This window comes from Halobacillus sp. 12SKB (genome assembly GCF_052941655.1).
Genome location: NZ_JBRFWR010000001.1, coordinates 2743220 through 2761838, shown reverse-complemented (window position 1 = coordinate 2761838; position 18619 = coordinate 2743220). Strand labels below are relative to the sequence as shown.

Sequence of the window (18619 nt, the reverse complement as noted above, 5' to 3'; positions counted from 1 at the left end):
TGTATTATAGAATATACATTGAACCTAGTCATTTAGAAAGAAAAGGAGAAATCAGATATGAATATCCACCAAATCAGAAATGCGACAATCGTGGTTGAATACGCTGGGAAAAAGTTCTTAATCGATCCAATGCTTGCTGAGCAAGGAGCTTACCCGCCTTTCCCTAACGCACCACGACAAGATCAGAACAATCCTTTGGTAAGCTTACCAACTTCCATCGAAAGTATTATTCAAGATGTTGATGCGGTGATCGTCACTCACCTGCATGCCGATCACTGGGATGATGCGGCTAAAAAAGCATTGCCAAAAGAAATGAAAATTTTCTCCCAGAATGAAGAAGATGCGACAGAAATTCGAAACGATGGATTCCAAAATGTAGAGGTTTTACAAGAAGATACTGTGTTCGAAGGTATTCAATTGATCAAAACCAAAGGCCAACATGGAAGAGGCGAAATCTTAAAAATGACCGGTCTTGTATGTGGTGTTGTCTTCAAACATTCCGCGGAGAAAACCCTGTACGTCGCTGGAGATACGGTTTGGTATGAGGAAGTTCAAACGGCCATCGACACACATAAACCTGAAGTTATCGTGGTAAATGCTGGAGATAATCAATTCTCTGAAGGAGGTTCTTTGGTCATGGGAAAAGACGATGTCTATGAAGTGTATAAGACTGCTCCTAACTCAAAAATTATTGCTGTCCATATGGAAGCTGTCAATCATTGGACATTATCAAGAGAAGAATTAAAGAGCTTTTCTAATGAAAAAGGTATCTCCTCGAAAGTTCTAGTTCCAGATGATGGAGACTCTTACTCATTCTAATACTGAAAACAGACAGAGGTAGACTTTTCTGTCTGTTTTTAATTTATATCCAAAGTTACTCTCCTTTTATTAAACTAAACTGCTCCGTTCCTTTAATAACAATTTATTTTAGAACCTTTTTAATAAGAATTAACTCTGCTTCACCTATTATTCAATGACGATATTGCCCACGTATTGAACATTTCCATTATCTGAAATAAGGTCCACAACAACTACATACTCACCTTTTTCTTTTGGGAGAGAGAACTTTTGATCATTCACCTGTGATTTAGTCTTTTTATCATTCTGCCATACATAAGCGCTTAGTTCCTCGATTGCAAAATCCTGAGTCTCAAAAAGTATTTGCACTTGTTCACCAGAACTAAAGTACAATGGCTTTTGTTCTTTTGCCAATGAATAAATATCTTCTGTCTCTTTTGTGTACTCTTTATCGGAATTCCAATCAATATTTGCTGCTTCTAATTCTTCGTGCTCTCTTAAATACTGGTCCCCAAGTGAAACAGTAGGAGGAGTAAAATCATAGTCTTCAGCAATACAGCCTGATAATAAAAAGATGAAAAGAATTATAGATACAATAAACATTCGATTCATATTTATACCCACCTGCCTTTATACAGAACACTTAGATGGTCTAAGCTCATCATAAGAAGAGGGCAATTCTTCTGTTATAGACTTGCCCTTTTTTCTTAAAGACTTGAATCCGAGGTACTCTCTAGTTGATCTTATACTAAAGCTTCCATTAATCTTGATTAACCAAACCTCGACATTTTCTTATTTAAATCAACCTTTCAGGATGTAAAGCGTAAAGATCAAAAAAGCCACAGTTAGGACATGCATATCGTGGATAAACCTCATTCTTCGTTTATGAGTTTGCTTTCACAGTTGATTTGTAAACCCTTATAGGATGACTGTCTAACTTAGCTTCTACCATTCCTGATTCAAATCTCAACCCTTCTATTTTCAAAAAATAGTAGTTTAACTGCCTCGTTAGCACAATAAGCGATAAACATGCTACAGCTATCGCCTCCGTTTATGTAAGACTCAGTTTCAAGGTAATCTATAGGTCATATTGGTCTTTTACTTCCTTCATCTCCCACCTTATACCTTCGCTTCTATCCCTAGACAAATGGTTTATGATCCGATTAAGAATTTTCAAAGAAGGCTCTGGACCTTCATAAAGGAAATATTCTGTATTATCTCTTATGACATTGGCCACAGTTTCTCTCACTAATAAACTTGAATGCTCAGTTAGTTGCAATAGCTTGGCTAAATACCACTCTATATCCTCTGTGTCCTGGTAGCTAAGAAGCACCTCTTCTATCAGGAATTCCTCTTGACCTGAAAATATTATTTCAGCTTCTTCCTTCGACCAACTGTCTTTCTCATTTTCCTGAATCAATTCTGTAAAAGTAAGTTTTTTCAAGAAATGTCCAAAGCTGGAAGCTACTTTTATTACTTCTTTACTATCTGCATCAATATATATGACATGAGGGGGTTCAGAGGTATAATCTAAAGCAAACCAAGCGTTTCCTTCTCCATTAAAGACTAAAATGTTTTGACGAAGGTCCCACTCCTTAATCAAATATGGACTGTCTAATAACCCAGGATGGCCAATTCCATAAATGTGGTTAATTTCTATGTAAACCTCCCCTTCTGGAAAACTACTTGCATGAATAGAGTTATATTTAATAATTCCGCCGTTTTGATTTTGTAGTATGCCCTTATAGCTAAGTGGCAATTTAAGGTTAAGTTCTTTCTCAAATGCATGAATGATTTGGTCATCAATATCCTCTAATTTATAAGGATCATCATCATAATCTTTAACCCAAATATCCAAATTAATTTATACCTCCTCAGATAGCTCAAACTTAATAATTTTTCAAAGGCGGTCCCCTTTATTACGGAATTGCCGCCCAATAACGGAAGACCTGGATTCGCGATACCCTCAACTTATATCTTTTGAACTTTTTTTATTAAAGAAATTTGATGTAATGATCATCAATAGTCCTATTACTATCATAGGGATTGATGCAGCCTTTAATAGATCCGGCGTACCATCAATACCCAAAATCTCACTAAATGCTAATCCAGCAGCAAAAATCCATAAACCTAAATGAGCAAGCCACTTTCCTGTTGTGGTTTTCCTATTTGAAAACATCCACATTCTCCTCTCAGCAAGTGCTATTTCATGTCACATTTTCTAAACAAATTAAACAATCATAGGTAAGCAAATATATCATATCAAATTTACAGTTTAATGGAAATAATAACCATATCAGTCGTATATTCCTTTAACTATTTCGAAACTGAGTCTTCACCAATCCTGCCAAACACTCTTTCATTCGATTCCTCTACGCAAAAACTTTTTCCCCTAAACACACATTGACAGGGTTAATTAGGCAGAATACAATATACATATAATCACTATGCATTGTATTACTATGCATGCGAAAGGAAGGTATCTATGAAAGTTAGTAAAGAGCTGCTTAAAGGGAGTACCCCCACGCTGATTTTAAGCTTGTTGGACACTAAGCCAAGGTATGGATATGAAATCATTAAGGAACTGGAGTTGAAGTCTGATGGTATCTTCAATTTCAAGGAAGGTACGATCTACCCTATCCTTCACACCCTTGAGAAAAAAGGACTGATTGTCTCATTCTGGGGGGAAGGGACTGGAAAGAGAAAGAGGAAATATTACAAGTTGAATGATTCGGGCAGAGAACTCATTCAGGAGAAAAAAGAGGAATGGTCCGTTTTTAAAGATGCAGTGGACCAGGTGCTCCATGGAGAGAAAAGCGTATGGGAATAGATAAGAAATTCGAAGTATATATTGATAGATTGTGTAAGCGGATCAGGAATAAAGATGTACATGATAACATCAGGCTCGAGATAGGCGATCATCTTCAGGAACTCAAAGAGGATGCCATGCGCAGGGGACTTTCTGAGGAAGAAGCTGTAAATGAGGCTTTGGCGCATATAGGTGATGAGAAAGTATTAGGGAAGCAGTTGAACAAAACGCACAAAGCCCCGTTGGATGTACAAACCATCCTTCCCGTTCTCGCGGTTTCTCTATTAGGACTTCTGGTTATGTACTACCTGCAATTTCATTCGACCATCACAGCGTTTCATGAGATGAACATATTCAATAAAAGCCTTGTTTTCTATTTAGCCGGCCTTCTGATTATGCTAGTTGTTTTCAGCTATGATTATAGAAAACTTGCAAAGTACTCGAGCCATATTTATGCAGGGACGGTACTCGTTCTTTCATTGACCCTCCTTCTCGGTGTCTGGGTCGATGGCATCCCATTTTTAAATATCGGCTTTGCCTTTATTAATTTCACGGAAATCACTCCATACCTCTTGGCCGTATCTTTTGCGGGGATCTTTCATTCATGGAATTGGAAAGACACCCGAAAGGTCTGGCTTGGAGTAGGACTTCTTGCCGTACCGATCCTTTTATTGTCAACGACTGGAGCAGTGGGGGCTACATTCATCAGCCTGATCGTATCTACTGCCATTATGTCCATGTCGAGCGCCAGCATCAAGCAAGTTTTATCCTTTACTGTACCTCTATCCATTTTGCCGTTGGTGCGTTTTTTCGTCCAAGCAGATACGTCCACATTACCTAACACGTATGCTGGTTTGACTTTGGGGGATGCGGAGTTCATAGGAAGTGCCTTACAGTCCACTCCCGGACTCATGTCTGATGTCCATACAGATTTCATCTTTTCGTACACGATCTATACATTCGGTTGGTTGTCCGCCATCATGGTCTTCGCGTTGATTGCATTTTTCATTTGGAGAATCATTAGTACAGGCAGGAGAATGGTTTATTCCTATGGTCGACTTCTCATTATCGGTCTGGCAGCGACATTCTCCGTTCAGTTCATTCTGAGCATCCTTACGAACCTCGGTTTACCAGGATTGCCTGGCGCGGCCATGCCTTTCATGAGTTACGGCGGATCCCATATACTACTTGAAATGATAGCTGTCGGTTTATTATTGAGCATTTACAGAAGACGCAATACAGTCGAACAAACTAGGCATACAGCTGAATACCCAGGAAATCTTGATGTTTTCTAAGAAAAAAATTGTAAAGATAACTGAACGCACATGGCCGTCCTTTTCTGCCATGTGCCTTTGCATTAAAGATGGCTTGGATCCAATGCACTTTCACTTCTTCAAAAAATACTTCACTATTTGTCTAACTGCTTCTGTTGCATATCCCTTACCTGAAATTTGCGCAGAAAAGCTATATCCAATCACAATCCCTCTTGAACATTTTCCAAAAGTATAACATTTATGTAGTTTCAACGATCACCTTCTTTAAAAATATCTACAATCTAATTAAAAGGCTCCGTTAAAGTTAAATGTTGATATTCATAAAAAAACAAAACTCCCTTAAGAAAGGAAGTTCTGTTTAGCTTATGGCAAGGAATCTTCCGGGTTATTTATATAGCTTACACCATCAATAATACCTGCTGTAAGGAGTGAAAGAGCCAAACCAATGAAAATCAACCGAATGATTTTGTAAGATAATTTTTCAGTCTTAAAATCTCTAATCCCTTGTAAAGGGAAAAATAAGATACAGAACCCAAATAATAGTGTGAAAATAAAAATCATAAAAATAATCCTCTCCCTAATAATATGGCTACTACTCCTTACGAAAAGCGCCTGTTATTCGTTTCGGAGAATACTGAATTAACAAAATATTATTTTTAATGACAGTAAATATTAGAACAGAATACTGTAAGCCTCTTTTACCTAAGTAGGGTGCATTGATGTACACAACAAGAATGCTGAAATCTGTACTCGCCCTGGGGATGACCGCTAAGAAGGGTTGGCAGGACCATGGTTGGTGGTTCGGTTAGTATATGACTCTGATCCAGGCTTCAAGGACCCCACTTCTTGTAGGAGTTTGTGAAATCGAGTAATTCACCGTAGAACCTTCACTCAACATACATCTCTAAAAGTCCTAGTATTGAATACTCCGTGCCTAGGAGAAAATATCAACAACTAACTTTAACAGAGCCTAATAAAAAAGCGATTGCTCTTATTGAACAATCGCCCCCGTTAATTTAAGGCACCCTATAGATTAAGTTTCATCTCTTATAAATTAGTCCCGGGTTTGTAGCTTATTTAGTTCATTGGATCACAAGGTGTGGATATTAATGAATGGCCCCCTTTACTTGAAGGCATGATTTCGAGATATATAGCGATAAACGTCGAGATACGTTCAAAGGACTAGTAAAAATTAAAGATTAGTAGTAAAATTTAACCAAACAAACATTGAAAGGAAAATTCTATGAATATATTTGAAGGTGTGGATCTTAATACTATGATGTTTATTGGTCCTCTTATAGTTCTTACAATTACAATTAGCGGCGTTTGTTTGATTTACTTTTACATTTTCAATTGGATACCAAAACAAATCTTTAATTACTTTTTGGTTGGAGTTGTTCTTTTAGGTGCTTACATATGGGCTGTACCTATGAATATGGGATTTTTCGAATACTTTCAGAACTGGGGCGCTTAAGGTGCCCCTTTTCAGAATTCATTATTCGTCTTTTCTGTATTAACGCCCCCAACTGTTGAAGACTCGAAGCCCAAATGTTTTTACATTTTGTCTCTACGCCCCAGCTCGTTTATTTTAGGAATAATAAAGTACCAAGAAATAAAACCGCCGATCATAAATCCTATTATGGTTGACCATTTTATTTCTGCGTATATCCAGAACACAGAGAGGATAGCAACAAATGCAAAAACTAGTGCAGAGATAACACCATCTTTTGTTCTTTTGCACATTTTGCAATTCTACTTCTCCTACTTATATTGGAAACTATAACTTTATACTTGGTGTTTGTATTCCTTAAAGTCTCCCAGAATAGTCCCCTGTAGCGTAAGACTTGAACTCAAGATAATTAACAGATTTCACTACATCATTGGTGAATATCAGATCCCTTACATTGTCTTTTTAATTCTATATATAGAGGTAGAATTTACTATCATAACAATGGAAAAAAGGATAAGTAATCCTTGTTGAAATGATGTTTTAGAAAGAGTGAACAAAATATCAATTATAAGGAGAATAGCGCCTCCAAAAATAATTAGCCCCCAGGTAACTTGGCTAACTCTTCCCAATATAATTTGACCTCTTTCATCTTTTCCTTCAGTGTTCATGAAAGTAGCCCAGTGCAAAAAACTTAAAATTAGTGGGATGAACAGAATGTAAGTAATAATCGTTAACATGTTATTCCTCCTCATATGTAAATATATCTTCAACGTTCTTATCAAATGTACGAGCAATCTTAAACGCAAGAACCAAAGAGGGATTATACTTATTTGATTCTAAAGATGCGATTGTCTGACGGCTTACACCAATTAATTTAGCTAATTCACTTTGCGATAACCTCCTTTCTGCTCGCAATAAATAAACAGAATTTGATAAATTACCCGTTTTTTTCATTTTTTTCCTCCTCAAGTTCAATGTAACATATTTTTGTCAAATTGAATACAATCTTTAACATTTTGACAAGAACATTTTACAGAACCTTGGCTTGACTGTTTAATCTTAAGCGGAGAACAACCAAGCCTTCACTATTATGGGACAGTATGAAAATTCAAGGTAGTAGCTCGTGAAATTCACCTTACATAAAGAGGTTACATCAATTTTTGTTTCTGAGAAAACTTCTTTTTTATACCACTTGCAAAAAAAGAACCCCCATTAAAATGGAAGTTCTTTTTGAATTGGCATATTTAACTAATGCCCCCGTTTATGTATGTCTAGTATTCGAGATATCTCTTACTGCCTTTTTCTTTAGCAAAAGATTAGATAAGTAGTTTTTTATTCTTTTTTTGCTTTATCTGAATCAATTGTTGTTCCAACCATCACTCCAAGAACTAAACCTATACCAGCTCCGATCGCTAATTCATCAAATAAAGTTAACCCTAGCACTGCTCCTAAAGATAACCCAATACCAATTCGAACCGGTAGATAAGTATCCCCGGTTGTTTTTTTATTTTTTCCCATTATTTACATTTCCCTTCTGATACCCTTACTTGCCTTTACTCTTCCTCAATCTAGTTCCGGTATAGTTTTTATCCTTAAGTAATTAGAGCGATTATCTATTAAGCAAACGCCCCCGTTACGTGAAGACTCGAATTCGAGATACTCAATAGTTATTTTCCAACTAACGATCGCAATCGCTGAAAATTCTCCTTGATTAAGACATCATAGGATAGACTGAAATCCAAATGCTGAATCAAACCACATTCACGACAGGGTCCTTATTACTTAGGACTTCAAATAAATAGTGCTCTTCGGTAAAACCAAAACACGTCAGCTTACTCGGTTCCCCAATAGCTGCATTAAGATTGAGTTGCCATTGCAGGAAATCTGAAACTTCCACTTTGAAGTAAGGCCACACGAGGTCTTGGGCCACCGAAGACTCATCAACAAAATCTGCATTAATTAAGTCTTCTCGGTCTGCCTCCTCCGAGTACCTTACTGCAACGGGGGATTCGAATGTAAAGGTGATCTTTTTTCCTGAATTACAAAGCCCACCATTATCATTTCTGAAAAGAAGCGTAAACTTCAATTCTATCCAGTAAGGGAGCAGTGTGCATTTATCCAACGATATATAATGGGTACAAGCTTCATGTGGAACCCATGCGTGTACGACCTGCTTCACCCCGTCACCTCCACTAAAATTTTCTAGGCAGATCATCGTTTGTTCCCCCTTTAGTTGATGTCTTAAAACTGAGACTTATTGATTTTTATACCTTTTCTCACTCAATAATCTCTCATTAAGGATCTATTAAAAAATCATCCCATTTTAGTCTTTTCCTCCCAATGTAAAAGGCGAGTATAGTAGTAATCTATCTTCCCTTTCTATATACAGCTAAGACCCAGGAAAATATTAATTGTTTTAAAAGCATAATGACTATTCTAAAGTATATATATTGTAAAAAGTGGACCTGGTAGGAGGTAGACCTTACATGGAAATTAGGCCAAAAGCAGATATTATAAACACGGCATTTCAGAGTAGTAAAGGAAGGTTGTTTGCTGGAACTTCTGGGGTGTTAAAGACGAGCGCTAATAAAAATGCATGGGCTCAACTTGTAAATCCGTTAGAATCTAATGTGAATTTATATGTCTCTTTTTTTGCTTTGACAAACTTCTCGACTAAACTAGTGAAGGCAGACTTTGTTATTAATGCTGACCCACCTGGAATTCCACGTCGATCATCAGACGTGAGTGTTCTGAAACTTGCCTCCAATCATAAGCCTGTAGGAGAAATTCTATTTAACCCTAGTGTATCAGGTTCATTTTCAGGAGGAAAAGTTGTAGGTACCAGAGCGTTAAGTCCCCAAAAGACCGAACTGGGCTTTAGAGTTGACGGTCGATTAATTATAGAACCAGGAACAAACGCAATGTTCTTTTTATGTAGTCGCACTTCTGCTGAATCTCAAATAGAGTTTGAATGGTATGAGAGTAAAGCAATCTTTTAAATTTTACAAGCGCTTTCTGTATCACACAAAAGCCCCCGTTTGTTAAATAAGTTAAGGTCAGAATTACTGCTATTACTACATTCTCCACACCTTCTGGAACTTTTTTGACTTTTGAACATGTATCACCTATTTATGTTTCACTTCCAAAGTCAGCAATGATCTAATCAGGCGAGTCTGGCCAGCAAATTCTTCGAGGAGAGAAAATATATCTTTGCTTCAACTCGTCCCCACTCTCAGGACACCTTACAACATCGTCCATTGGTAGTTACACCACCTTCATCTTAGCGTTCTTATTGAAATAACTAGCAAGTCTGCACCGTCAATTTCAAATTGAATTTTATTAGCCATATGATTATGTAATAAAGGAGAGTACTATATTAAGTAATCGCCCTAGTTTCTATAAGACTTGAAATCGAGATAAATACTAAGTTATTGAGTATAAACAACCTAACCTACCATGAAAGGCAAGAAAATTAAACCTAATACAATACTCAATACCACTGTAATGATCCAGTCTCTCCTGCTTCTCATATTAAACACAAAGTTAAATATAGAACTTATGATAAAGCATGCTAAAAATCCAAATAAGAAAAATGCTATGAATTCCATTTCAACACCTCATTAAAAATAATGTTACTAATCTAATATAGAAATGTCACCGTTTCCTTTAATTCTATTTTTTCTTGTTGTTCATCCCATTTAATAGTTACATCGACAGTTTGGTTACCATCAAAGGAGGTGCTTCTTCCGCCTTTTATTAAGAGTTCCACTGGTTTGTGATGAATCTAAATAAACCTAGTGTAAATAGGGCGAGCCCTAAAACTAATAAAAATACGACGTAGAAATTATCAAATATACTTGGCATACTTAAAGGATCATCCTTAACTTGAAGAATAGGTAAACTTAAGGTGTTTACTTCTTAAATTTAGGTGAAAAATATGTACTACCCCCCATTAAAAATCCACCGATTATGGCAAGTAATGTACCGATGATAACCCAATGAGTTAATGAAAGAGTAGATAAATATATTCCTAACAAAAATAAGAGTAATCCAGCAAAAAATAAATTTCTTACCCTTTTCATTCTTCTTCTCCCTTCAAAACACTTTTGTTAACGGTTAAAACCTAACCCACTTTCGTTATTTAAAATTATCTCAAGCTGCTATGCTTATTTAATAAAGCTTCCTAATAAACATACGAAATCGATTCAATTTAATTTCATACAGTGTTTTATATCGAAATTGAGTCTTCTGCATACCTGCTCTATAGTGAAAAAAAAACGATTACTCCTATTAAGCAATCGCCCCCGTTTCATGAAGACTCGAATCCGAGATAATATGGCGTTGTTCTTCAACTAACACACCCAATAACCTAATAACCTTTATATTCTTTTAGTTTAATTTACCGTCTCTTTTTTCTCTTTCCAATGAATGACAATAAGGCTTGCGGACAAAATTAACAATACCAACATAAAAATTGGTGAGATTAGTGATATAATTCCTGCTTGATCACTAATCTCACTAATAAGTTCGAACAAAAAATAGGGCATTAACAGTATGCTTAGTACAAATATAAGAACTTCAACTTTCAACTTACATACCTCCATTTCAAATTTTAACGTTTAATTGTATTCTTCTACGGATAGGAAAGTATCAACAATTCTGCTCTCTAATGAAAAAGACGAGTATTCCTACTGAGCAAACGCCCCCTTACCCTGAATAAGAAAAGAGCACATTTAATTAAAAGGATTCGTTATCCCCTTACTTATGAAGTATTCAACATTACCTTTAATCTCTGTAATAGTAGCCTCTTCATCCATATCGTAATTTTCCAATGAACCTTCTTTCTCTACTACATCCTCTTTTAAATTTATGAACAGCTTCATTAAGACTTTTTCATTTCTTAGGTCTACTATATTCACTTCACCATAATTGTTCAGAACATCTATCTTCACATAATCATATTTAATCACTAATCCTAGTGGAGAAAATGTAGTCCAATCTTCTTCCATCTCTCATCCTCCCAACGGAACTACCTAATTTTTACATTCAACATAAAGAGTAGCAATCCTCTTAACAATTTACAATCCATGGATGAAACTACCTCAAAACTGAGTCTTCCACAAACCTGCCCATTAGTAAAAATGCGATTGCTCATGTTGAACAATCGCCCCCGTTTCTATAAGACTTGATATCGAGATAATCTACACTTACTTTGGCTCTAGAAAGAAAATTAATTATCGCTATCATCAGTGAAACTATCACCATTAGAAAAATCGTCATGATAAGTATCAAACGTATTATAGTATTTAGCGTCAGGGTTACCTAATACTTCTCCCTTTCTTTTATCATATGTTCTTATTAAATGTAATATTGAATAGCCAATCCCTCCAGCTAATGCTATGTAAATTAAATAGTCGGCCTTATAAAACAAGTATGTACAAACTGAAGCCATTGCAATTATAAGTAATAACACTTCAACTACTTTAATCTCTCTTCCCCTCCTCAATATCAACACAAAAATCTTACAACTCTCCATAACTCATCTATGTATTATAAAAAGAACAAATACCTTCTATGGGATAATTGACTAAAGATTAAAAAAGGAAGACATATACTTGATAGAAACGGTACAAAGCACCGACGAAAAGTACCCCCACGCACCCTAGTAAAAGGTATCTAACTTTATATAGCCATTCGTATTTGTATTCCTGCGGATCCTCCCACTTTTGATGCTCTTTTTTCACAGTGAAAAACAAGAACAATACAAGTGGCACAACAATAAATACAATTATCACAAGAAAGAACACCTGATTGTAATACATCATGTATGCTTCCGACAGAACTGTTTTTAATACTTCACCTAATGCCACAAATAGCAAAATTACAAGCATTAAATTAGATGTGAGAATCGAAGAAATTTTCCTGCCCTTCTTAAGGTCTCTAAGGATCAAATACGGAATGAAAAATAGCAATCCAATCGCTGTTAAAGCGTAAAAATATGTAACACCATACATAGAAACACCCCCCTATCCACCTCTACGTAATGACAGCATTATAAGTTCCAACTAAAAGTCCGACTTCTTAAGGTAATTAACAATATCAACTCAAAACTGAGCCTCCAAGAATAATGCCAAGTAAATAAACAATAAGCTGAAGATCATTAGAACGATCCTCAGCTATAGCTCCCTTTACTTCAATATAACAATTTAATCAGTACTTTACTTTTCCACAACCTGCAAATTTTTGATTAGTGATTTTCCAAAAGAATACTTTCAGTTCTTTAAGATGATTGCACTATTCACTTCATGTTTATTATCCGAAAAGATATAGCAATTTTAAGGATATGCTTTTTTCAATGCTGAGTTGTTGATCTATTCTTTCTCTTTGTTGATAACATATGGACTCCAACAGCAATAAGCAGTAAAAAGCTTAAATTTATTAAGCGGTAAATCAAAGCAACTCCATCAAATATATCTAGTACACCGTGAATTAATACAGCAAATAATATAAAATACATTCCTGTGTTTTTCATATTACTCCCCCTTTTTTAATTGGTATAATTTTCAGCTATTTTGTGTAGATCAACCGTACCACATTATCCATATTTTGTAATTGAATGATCTGCTAAACTTCTATGAAAATTTCACTAAAAGTAAAATGCAAATTGTTTAAATAACAAAACTATCTGAATTCAAGTCTTCCTAACCTGCCCGTTATCAAAAAAAAAAAGCGAATGCTCTTATTGAACAATCGCCCCCGTTAACGGAACACTTGATTTCGAGGTAATTTTAACGCTTATATTACACAAGCTCCTAATATTACGATGATGTACCAATGATTACTACAAAACTTTTAGCCAAGCTATACGGGATTTTATTAAACAATTTAAATAGACTTTCCCACTCTATATAGCCGCTTGAACCGAATTTTGCATCATCCTCATAATCTTCTATGCGTTTCATTTTAAATAATGAGGAACATAAGCTAAAAACCCCCCACAGTATAAGATTTGCACCCAGAACCATATTCATTATTTTCTCCTTTCATTGCATAGAAGGGGGTAATGATCAATTTAATAAAATGTACGCTTAATAACAATATAATTTTCAAAAAATATCCAAATATATCGAATCTGATTCTTCAACAAACCTACCCTAAACTAAGAAGAGGGCAATCCCTTTGTTTTAGAATTGCCCGCGTTTATGTAAGACTTCATTTCGAGATATCTTGATGTAGTTCCTAATATAACGAATTGAATAAGAATTGCTATTTAAACGCGTCTCGAAATTACAACAAAAGACATAAAGACAGTTATCATTGTTAAAGCAGCTAACATACTTACACTTTGATACCCACTCAAAGTTATTATATTAAATTGGAAAAGCCCCATCAGTATTATCATATAACCTAAAAGGAAAAAGTAGCTAATAAACATGCCCTTTTCCCGTATTCGTTTTGAGCGTTCATCATTTTCTTTAAATTGTGGATAAAGGTAAGCATTGCAAAACGACATCACGCTAACACCTAACAACACTATATCGTGCCCCAACGGAAATACCTCACCTGAAATTGATGCGATACTTGTTATTACGCTAAATAGTAAAAAGAGAAATCCAAAGACCACAAATTGAATTTGACCAAATTTATTATTCATAATACTACCTCCTGATAATAAGATTACTTATAATCGTCCTGTTCCAGGAAAAAGATGTTCTCCACAGTTGTATCAAATACTTCAGCGATTATCATAGCTAATGGAAGAGAAGGATTATACCTCCCCTTTTCGATTGATATAATTGTTTGTCTAGATACCCCTAACTTTGCTGCTAACTTGTCTTGAGATAAACCAAGCTTCTTTCTATGTTCATTCATTTTATTTTTCAATGTTCTTACCAACTCCTACATACATCAGTGTATAGTAAAGCACCCTTTACGTAAAGGGTGCTTTACACACTCCTTTGATTATTGTTAAGGTCTAATGTTCATATTACTAGCAAAAAAAGAACTTCCAATTTAATCGAAGTCCCTCTTTTTTTATTTTGGGGTTATTCAACTAACGCCCCCTATACTTGAAGACTTGACTTCGAGATAAACTAAATGGGAAGAATTCTTATTATTTCCTCTCACAGAATTTGCAATAAAGAATTGGCCGGGCCATTTTCCAAGTTGGTTCACCTTGATTTCCTATCTTTTCTTTTGCTTCCCTTTTAAAGCCATTGGATCAAGTATTCATAACACCTTACCCTTGTACCCATTTATGTAATAGTTTTGTTAGCATGAAAAAGCACCCCGTTATGGGATGCCATAATTTAGTAAAGTTGTTTACTTAAGGATTCAATCTGTTCACATGTTTGTTGCATCTTTTCATTGACCCAGGCAGGATACGTTTCTTCATCCCCGCTCTTAATTTTTGAAAGGGTTTCCAAGTAAACAATAAGATAATCAAGCTTTGATGATGGGTGCTGCATTCCACCACCTCCCTCCTAACGAACTAATTCGACAGAAAGAATATATTCCCTTCATAATAATTACCCAAGAGTGCATTTCCTTATTTGGATCGCTCCTAAATCGAGTCAAACTTAGAACGATAAGTATGGAAAGTTGGAAGAGAGTGCCTAAAAGAGGCAGCTTCAAGTATTTTAATGGAATAACCAACTTCAGGATAAATCGGTAGATTCATCTAAGACTTGGTGAATTCATCTTTGAATGTCATTTTAGATAGTTCTCTTGTAATTAAAATTCGGTTTATTATGTTCTCACTTAGGGTAAGAGCCCATACGTCCTAATTTTAGGAAAGCAAAAGATGTCATATGACGAAAAGCTACTTTTCCAAAGAGAAATAGCCATACTTGAGAGATTATACAGCGATTCACCTATTTCTGAATGTCAAAAAAACAATGTTAAAGAACCAAATTGAGTTATATAAAAGAGGTTAGAAAAACAAATTGATCGACAGAGCTGTTTTAAAGTGAGGTTACCCTCACTTTTTTGTTTTACATATCGCTGAATAAACTCCCCCACTAATCTATTCTTAAATCTCACAACTAAGGATCTACCATTATAACTTTGTAATGACCCAATTGAGGGATTTCCTGGATCAGGAGTTGCAACATCAAAGTGGAAGAGACAATAGCTACTATAAGCAACATAAGAAAAAATCCACGCCCCCGCCCCTCCCCGGTTGACGATAATTAACTTTGTTGGTACAATTAAAGTTAATTATTCTTGTTCGTGTTTACGAATGAAAGCCTAAGTAACTAGTAAGTAACTTTCGTCTGGAATGAATATGCAGAGCAATAATAGTAATACAATGTGGATCCGTTCCACGCAGGAGGTAACAAGTTATGTTACAAGGTAATGTTAAATGGTTTAATGAAAGTAAAGGTTTTGGTTTTATTGAAGTAGAAGGGCAAGACGATGTATTCGTTCATTTCTCTGCTATTCAAGGCGAAGGTTTCAAAACATTAGAAGAAAATGAGACAGTTTCCTTTGAAATCGTAGAAGGTAACCGTGGACCACAAGCTGCTAACGTTCAAAAATAATCGTTACTAGTTAAAAAAGAGACTTCCGAATTCGGAAGTCTCTTTTTTTTAATGGGCTTTGGTTAGGTAAGATTTAGAATTCAATTCAGAACTGGGAAGATTATTTCTTTTAGTAAAACTTATAATTCCACCGAGAAGAAAAGCTTCAATACTGAATCATCATAAATGCTCAAAACTCACAAGACGCGTTATTCTATAAACGCGCTTCTGCATCTTTGTAAAAATACTTCTATCGAGGCGTTATGTTGAATTCATTGGTGCAAATCCTCTCGAAACAGCTAAGGAATCCACATTTTTTTAGAGGTTTTTTGAAGACACTGGTCTTATAAGAGTCTTACTCCGGCTTTGCCCCCGTTAACGGAAGACTCTAATTCAAGATATTCTATAAATTTATCAATATTGGTTCATTCAGTTCAATTAAGAAGGCAGTGTCTGCATTAAACCGTAGAAATATTTAGGGTCCCCCGTATTATAGTAGCTATACCATGCCTCAAGGGTTTCCTCAGAGAAGACATCTAACTTATCTAGTACAATTTGAGCGAATGGCAGCGCACCTGCAGAACTAGCTGTTATCAAGTTTTGGTCCGAAATGGCTTTAACATCTCTATAATAGGATTCCCCTTTATAACTCGGGCTTACCATCTTGAGATAATCAAGACTGTTGCTAGTATGTACACGTTTATTAAAAACACCAGCTTCGGCGAGTACAGTTGTAGCACCGCAAATCGCAGCAACAATAGCTCCACATTCTAACAGTTCAGTTGCCTTTTCTATAATCGGTTTATGCTTTGAGTCATTCCACGTATCTGCCCCTGGCAGCAACAAAACTGACGCTGGAGAAGAAACGATTTCGTCAGTGGTTATATCTGGTATAACTCTCATCCCTCCCTTGGTTACAATTGAATCCCTGGAAGCCCCAACGATCTTAACAGAAACATGATCACTATTTTTCTTAAAGTATTGACCCGAATTTAATTCTGACGTCACATATCCAATTTCCCAGTCTGCTAATGTGTCCAGTGCATAAATGTAGACATTAATCATATTACTCCTCCAAGAAAAATACTCGTATTCCACACATAAGGAGACAATCCTTTGATATAAAATCGCGCCCAATTCTTCAAAAAAATTCAAGATATATTATGTATGCCAAGGTAAAATAATTTTCTTCATGATATTATTGAAAAGACTCTGCTGCCTCAATTAAGTCATTCTTTTCAACTTTAGTTTCCGACTGTTCAGCAAAATATTTTAAAACATAATGAATCTTCCCTTCTTCCCATCTCAAAGTCTTATTTTCTGAACTATCAACAAAATATTTTCCGGATTTATCCCCTACTTGTACATCTTGATATTCTTCTTGAGAAGTAGATGAAACTTCACCTCCGTTTATAGTTAATAAACTAAGGTGCTCCTTACTTTCTCCATAGAAATCAAATGTTAAAGTTTTATAAGGCTGCTGCACTTTAGGTGGATGACTAAATTCAGTTTGTTCTACTTCAAATGGAAGTTCTGTCGGAAGTTGAGGGTTGAAAGCCATATCTATCGTTTTTTTGCTCAGTTCATCATTGTTGAATTTGTATAATCCATTTGTCGAACTACACCCCCCTAAAATCAATGCTAATGTTATTATTAGTAATAATTTTTTCATACTATCTTCCCTTCTATGACCATGTTGTCGATTGCATCTTAAAAGTGTAGTCTACAGCATATATATGCAAAAGGTCTCATATTTCACATACGATTCAGATTTATTAAAGTTTCAAATATTTATATCGCGAACCTAAACCCTCAAGTATCATACCCAAACCATAATAAGGAGGCCATTCTCTCTTATAGAATCGTGCCCGTTTCTTCAAGACTCGATTTCGAGATAAATTGAAATATACATATACCTTTAGATATAAACAATAATTCCCATATCGTTCTTAACCATTGTCAATACAATGCTTAAAGCACCTACTCCGACCGAGAAAGAAAAAACCATCATAGTATCCATGCCCATTCACATCATATTTATGGGGTTCCACCAGTTATATAGTTAATAATATACCCAGCAAACATTAAAATGAAGAAGCTAAAAAGCATAGCAACATTAGATACTATGAGCCAAGCATTTTTTATTAAGCTCGCAAACACAATACCAACGGGCGCTATAATAAATGTTATCATCCATAACGGACTAGAGATTTGAAATACTATGTTAGGAATCCAAACCGTTATACATATAATCACACTTGATAAAGCCATTATTTTAAAAAGTTTCTCCTTATTCATAGAGCCCTCCACCCTTCTGGTATCTTAAAATTTTTGTTTACCTCGGGTGTTCAAAAGTCACACGCCAATATATTGATCTCAATGTCCTTTCTCATAAGTTAACAAGGAAGGAATCTTCTCTAATAATTCATTAAAACATCAATCTAAAAGCTAATATAGCCATGATGACAACGGTGACAGCTGAAAGATTATTAAAAGCTCTTTTGTGCAACTTATGTTCCCTTCTGCTTTGGTTGAAAAAATCTAAAAGGAATTTTATTAACAAAACCCCTATTATTGCAACACCTGCATATAAAGTTTCTCCTCCCCCGAAAGCTACTGCTAGCACAATAAACAAGGAGAATAACCCTATCACTTCTTCTTCTTTCTTTATGTGTTTTTTTATTCGCTCAATGTCTTTCACTCTTACACCTCCTAATCAAAACATTCACGCAAGTTCAGAGTGCATCATTCACGTGTATCCAGGTAT

The 18619-nt window shown here is 35.5% G+C and carries 26 protein-coding genes; 6 read left to right on the top strand and 20 right to left on the bottom strand.

Translation table 11 applies throughout. The features are described from left to right. The first annotated feature begins 57 nt into the window (after positions 1-57). Positions 58-819: an MBL fold metallo-hydrolase gene (locus ACQ4XT_RS13605; protein ID WP_446854133.1), complete on the top strand. Its 762-nt coding sequence runs from the start codon at positions 58-60 to the stop codon at positions 817-819. 147 nt (positions 820-966) lie between these two features. Here ACQ4XT_RS13605 and ACQ4XT_RS13600 read toward each other — a convergent pair whose 3' ends face one another. The 3 genes from ACQ4XT_RS13600 to ACQ4XT_RS13590 form a co-directional block, all read right to left on the bottom strand. Then, positions 967-1410: a hypothetical protein gene (locus ACQ4XT_RS13600; RefSeq protein ID WP_446854132.1), complete on the bottom strand. Its 444-nt coding sequence runs from the start codon at positions 1408-1410 to the stop codon at positions 967-969. Positions 1411-1876: 466 nt separating this feature from the next. Continuing rightward, positions 1877-2656, bottom strand: a complete 780-nt coding sequence (locus ACQ4XT_RS13595; protein ID WP_446854131.1) for an SMI1/KNR4 family protein — start codon at positions 2654-2656, stop codon at positions 1877-1879. A gap of 108 nt (positions 2657-2764) precedes the next feature. Further along, positions 2765-2977 (bottom strand): hypothetical protein, encoded by a 213-nt coding sequence (locus ACQ4XT_RS13590; protein WP_446854130.1) that lies wholly within the window; start codon positions 2975-2977, stop codon positions 2765-2767. A gap of 306 nt (positions 2978-3283) precedes the next feature. Between ACQ4XT_RS13590 and ACQ4XT_RS13585 the strand changes: the two genes are divergently transcribed. Both ACQ4XT_RS13585 and ACQ4XT_RS13580 read left to right on the top strand, forming a co-directional pair. Then, positions 3284-3628 carry a PadR family transcriptional regulator gene (locus ACQ4XT_RS13585; protein WP_446854129.1) on the top strand — a complete coding sequence of 115 codons (345 nt, stop codon included), beginning with the start codon at positions 3284-3286 and terminating at the stop codon, positions 3626-3628. After that, positions 3619-4902, top strand: a complete 1284-nt coding sequence (locus tag ACQ4XT_RS13580; protein ID WP_446854128.1) for an FtsW/RodA/SpoVE family cell cycle protein — start codon at positions 3619-3621, stop codon at positions 4900-4902. The genes ACQ4XT_RS13585 and ACQ4XT_RS13580 overlap by 10 nt, the downstream gene beginning before the upstream one ends. A 90-nt stretch (positions 4903-4992) precedes the next feature. Here the strand turns inward: ACQ4XT_RS13580 and ACQ4XT_RS13575 are convergent, their stop codons facing one another. Both ACQ4XT_RS13575 and ACQ4XT_RS13570 read right to left on the bottom strand, forming a co-directional pair. After that, a complete protein-coding gene (locus ACQ4XT_RS13575; RefSeq protein ID WP_446855679.1) occupies positions 4993-5085 on the bottom strand; it encodes a GNAT family N-acetyltransferase in 93 nt (30 codons plus the stop codon). A 159-nt stretch (positions 5086-5244) separates the two neighbouring features. After that, on the bottom strand, positions 5245-5442 hold the full coding sequence (locus tag ACQ4XT_RS13570) for a hypothetical protein (RefSeq protein ID WP_446854127.1): 198 nt from the start codon (positions 5440-5442) through the stop codon (positions 5245-5247). A gap of 682 nt (positions 5443-6124) precedes the next feature. On the opposite strand from ACQ4XT_RS13570, the gene ACQ4XT_RS13565 reads away from it, so the two are divergent. Next, the gene (locus tag ACQ4XT_RS13565) at positions 6125-6355 is read left to right on the top strand and encodes a hypothetical protein (RefSeq protein WP_446854126.1); all 231 of its coding nucleotides are present in this window, start codon (positions 6125-6127) and stop codon (positions 6353-6355) included. A 425-nt stretch (positions 6356-6780) separates the two neighbouring features. Here ACQ4XT_RS13565 and ACQ4XT_RS13560 read toward each other — a convergent pair whose 3' ends face one another. The 4 genes from ACQ4XT_RS13560 to ACQ4XT_RS13545 form a co-directional block, all read right to left on the bottom strand. Beyond that, on the bottom strand, positions 6781-7068 hold the full coding sequence (locus ACQ4XT_RS13560; RefSeq protein ID WP_446854125.1) for a hypothetical protein: 288 nt from the start codon (positions 7066-7068) through the stop codon (positions 6781-6783). Between the two features lies 1 nt (position 7069). Beyond that, the gene (locus ACQ4XT_RS13555; RefSeq protein WP_160842064.1) at positions 7070-7285 is read right to left on the bottom strand and encodes a helix-turn-helix transcriptional regulator; all 216 of its coding nucleotides are present in this window, start codon (positions 7283-7285) and stop codon (positions 7070-7072) included. Positions 7286-7663: 378 nt separating this feature from the next. After that, positions 7664-7849, bottom strand: a complete 186-nt coding sequence (locus ACQ4XT_RS13550) for a glycine zipper domain-containing protein (protein WP_446854124.1) — start codon at positions 7847-7849, stop codon at positions 7664-7666. A gap of 232 nt (positions 7850-8081) precedes the next feature. Beyond that, a complete protein-coding gene (locus ACQ4XT_RS13545) occupies positions 8082-8546 on the bottom strand; it encodes a hypothetical protein (RefSeq protein WP_446854123.1) in 465 nt (154 codons plus the stop codon). 271 nt (positions 8547-8817) lie between these two features. On the opposite strand from ACQ4XT_RS13545, the gene ACQ4XT_RS13540 reads away from it, so the two are divergent. Beyond that, a complete protein-coding gene (locus ACQ4XT_RS13540) occupies positions 8818-9330 on the top strand; it encodes a DUF6143 family protein (RefSeq protein ID WP_446854122.1) in 513 nt (170 codons plus the stop codon). Between the two features lie 1734 nt (positions 9331-11064). On the opposite strand, the gene ACQ4XT_RS13535 is transcribed toward ACQ4XT_RS13540, so the two are convergent. The 7 genes from ACQ4XT_RS13535 to ACQ4XT_RS13505 all read right to left on the bottom strand — a co-directional run bounded on the left by ACQ4XT_RS13535 (position 11065) and on the right by ACQ4XT_RS13505 (position 14799). Beyond that, complete coding sequence (locus tag ACQ4XT_RS13535; protein WP_446854121.1) at positions 11065-11340, bottom strand: hypothetical protein; 276 nt, start codon at positions 11338-11340, stop codon at positions 11065-11067. A 221-nt stretch (positions 11341-11561) separates the two neighbouring features. Next, a complete protein-coding gene (locus ACQ4XT_RS13530; RefSeq protein WP_446854120.1) occupies positions 11562-11867 on the bottom strand; it encodes a hypothetical protein in 306 nt (101 codons plus the stop codon). A gap of 58 nt (positions 11868-11925) precedes the next feature. Then, positions 11926-12345 (bottom strand): hypothetical protein, encoded by a 420-nt coding sequence (locus ACQ4XT_RS13525; protein ID WP_446854119.1) that lies wholly within the window; start codon positions 12343-12345, stop codon positions 11926-11928. Positions 12346-12683: 338 nt separating this feature from the next. Further along, a complete protein-coding gene (locus tag ACQ4XT_RS13520) occupies positions 12684-12863 on the bottom strand; it encodes a hypothetical protein (protein WP_446854118.1) in 180 nt (59 codons plus the stop codon). A gap of 738 nt (positions 12864-13601) precedes the next feature. Beyond that, the gene (locus tag ACQ4XT_RS13515) at positions 13602-13985 is read right to left on the bottom strand and encodes a hypothetical protein (protein WP_446854117.1); all 384 of its coding nucleotides are present in this window, start codon (positions 13983-13985) and stop codon (positions 13602-13604) included. A 23-nt stretch (positions 13986-14008) separates the two neighbouring features. After that, positions 14009-14215, bottom strand: a complete 207-nt coding sequence (locus ACQ4XT_RS13510) for a helix-turn-helix transcriptional regulator (protein ID WP_446854116.1) — start codon at positions 14213-14215, stop codon at positions 14009-14011. A gap of 425 nt (positions 14216-14640) precedes the next feature. Further along, the gene (locus ACQ4XT_RS13505; protein WP_446854115.1) at positions 14641-14799 is read right to left on the bottom strand and encodes a hypothetical protein; all 159 of its coding nucleotides are present in this window, start codon (positions 14797-14799) and stop codon (positions 14641-14643) included. A gap of 876 nt (positions 14800-15675) precedes the next feature. Here ACQ4XT_RS13505 and ACQ4XT_RS13500 point away from each other — a divergent pair. After that, positions 15676-15873 (top strand): cold-shock protein, encoded by a 198-nt coding sequence (locus tag ACQ4XT_RS13500; protein WP_035543224.1) that lies wholly within the window; start codon positions 15676-15678, stop codon positions 15871-15873. Positions 15874-16290: 417 nt separating this feature from the next. Here the strand turns inward: ACQ4XT_RS13500 and ACQ4XT_RS13495 are convergent, their stop codons facing one another. The 4 genes from ACQ4XT_RS13495 to ACQ4XT_RS13480 all read right to left on the bottom strand — a co-directional run bounded on the left by ACQ4XT_RS13495 (position 16291) and on the right by ACQ4XT_RS13480 (position 18553). After that, positions 16291-17007, bottom strand: coding sequence for a DJ-1/PfpI family protein (locus tag ACQ4XT_RS13495; RefSeq protein ID WP_446854114.1), 717 nt, complete (start codon positions 17005-17007; stop codon positions 16291-16293). A gap of 43 nt (positions 17008-17050) precedes the next feature. Next, a complete protein-coding gene (locus ACQ4XT_RS13490; RefSeq protein WP_446854113.1) occupies positions 17051-17524 on the bottom strand; it encodes a hypothetical protein in 474 nt (157 codons plus the stop codon). A gap of 365 nt (positions 17525-17889) precedes the next feature. Then, positions 17890-18150 carry a hypothetical protein gene (locus tag ACQ4XT_RS13485; RefSeq protein ID WP_446854112.1) on the bottom strand — a complete coding sequence of 87 codons (261 nt, stop codon included), beginning with the start codon at positions 18148-18150 and terminating at the stop codon, positions 17890-17892. A gap of 130 nt (positions 18151-18280) precedes the next feature. Next, complete coding sequence (locus ACQ4XT_RS13480; RefSeq protein ID WP_446854111.1) at positions 18281-18553, bottom strand: hypothetical protein; 273 nt, start codon at positions 18551-18553, stop codon at positions 18281-18283. Between the last annotated feature and the right edge of the window lie 66 nt (positions 18554-18619).

Coding starts and splice junctions, on each gene's coding strand:
- ACQ4XT_RS13605 (WP_446854133.1), top strand. CDS start 58: ATGAATATCCACCAAATCAGAAATGCGACAATCGTGGTTGAATACGCT.
- ACQ4XT_RS13600 (WP_446854132.1), bottom strand. CDS start 1,410: ATGAATCGAATGTTTATTGTATCTATAATTCTTTTCATCTTTTTATTA.
- ACQ4XT_RS13590 (WP_446854130.1), bottom strand. CDS start 2,977: ATGTTTTCAAATAGGAAAACCACAACAGGAAAGTGGCTTGCTCATTTA.
- ACQ4XT_RS13585 (WP_446854129.1), top strand. CDS start 3,284: ATGAAAGTTAGTAAAGAGCTGCTTAAAGGGAGTACCCCCACGCTGATT.
- ACQ4XT_RS13580 (WP_446854128.1), top strand. CDS start 3,619: ATGGGAATAGATAAGAAATTCGAAGTATATATTGATAGATTGTGTAAG.
- ACQ4XT_RS13570 (WP_446854127.1), bottom strand. CDS start 5,442: ATGATTTTTATTTTCACACTATTATTTGGGTTCTGTATCTTATTTTTC.
- ACQ4XT_RS13565 (WP_446854126.1), top strand. CDS start 6,125: ATGAATATATTTGAAGGTGTGGATCTTAATACTATGATGTTTATTGGT.
- ACQ4XT_RS13560 (WP_446854125.1), bottom strand. CDS start 7,068: ATGTTAACGATTATTACTTACATTCTGTTCATCCCACTAATTTTAAGT.
- ACQ4XT_RS13555 (WP_160842064.1), bottom strand. CDS start 7,285: ATGAAAAAAACGGGTAATTTATCAAATTCTGTTTATTTATTGCGAGCA.
- ACQ4XT_RS13550 (WP_446854124.1), bottom strand. CDS start 7,849: ATGGGAAAAAATAAAAAAACAACCGGGGATACTTATCTACCGGTTCGA.
- ACQ4XT_RS13545 (WP_446854123.1), bottom strand. CDS start 8,546: ATGATCTGCCTAGAAAATTTTAGTGGAGGTGACGGGGTGAAGCAGGTC.
- ACQ4XT_RS13540 (WP_446854122.1), top strand. CDS start 8,818: ATGGAAATTAGGCCAAAAGCAGATATTATAAACACGGCATTTCAGAGT.
- ACQ4XT_RS13535 (WP_446854121.1), bottom strand. CDS start 11,340: ATGGAAGAAGATTGGACTACATTTTCTCCACTAGGATTAGTGATTAAA.
- ACQ4XT_RS13530 (WP_446854120.1), bottom strand. CDS start 11,867: ATGGAGAGTTGTAAGATTTTTGTGTTGATATTGAGGAGGGGAAGAGAG.
- ACQ4XT_RS13525 (WP_446854119.1), bottom strand. CDS start 12,345: ATGTATGGTGTTACATATTTTTACGCTTTAACAGCGATTGGATTGCTA.
- ACQ4XT_RS13520 (WP_446854118.1), bottom strand. CDS start 12,863: ATGAAAAACACAGGAATGTATTTTATATTATTTGCTGTATTAATTCAC.
- ACQ4XT_RS13515 (WP_446854117.1), bottom strand. CDS start 13,985: ATGAATAATAAATTTGGTCAAATTCAATTTGTGGTCTTTGGATTTCTC.
- ACQ4XT_RS13505 (WP_446854115.1), bottom strand. CDS start 14,799: ATGCAGCACCCATCATCAAAGCTTGATTATCTTATTGTTTACTTGGAA.
- ACQ4XT_RS13500 (WP_035543224.1), top strand. CDS start 15,676: ATGTTACAAGGTAATGTTAAATGGTTTAATGAAAGTAAAGGTTTTGGT.
- ACQ4XT_RS13490 (WP_446854113.1), bottom strand. CDS start 17,524: ATGAAAAAATTATTACTAATAATAACATTAGCATTGATTTTAGGGGGG.
- ACQ4XT_RS13485 (WP_446854112.1), bottom strand. CDS start 18,150: ATGAATAAGGAGAAACTTTTTAAAATAATGGCTTTATCAAGTGTGATT.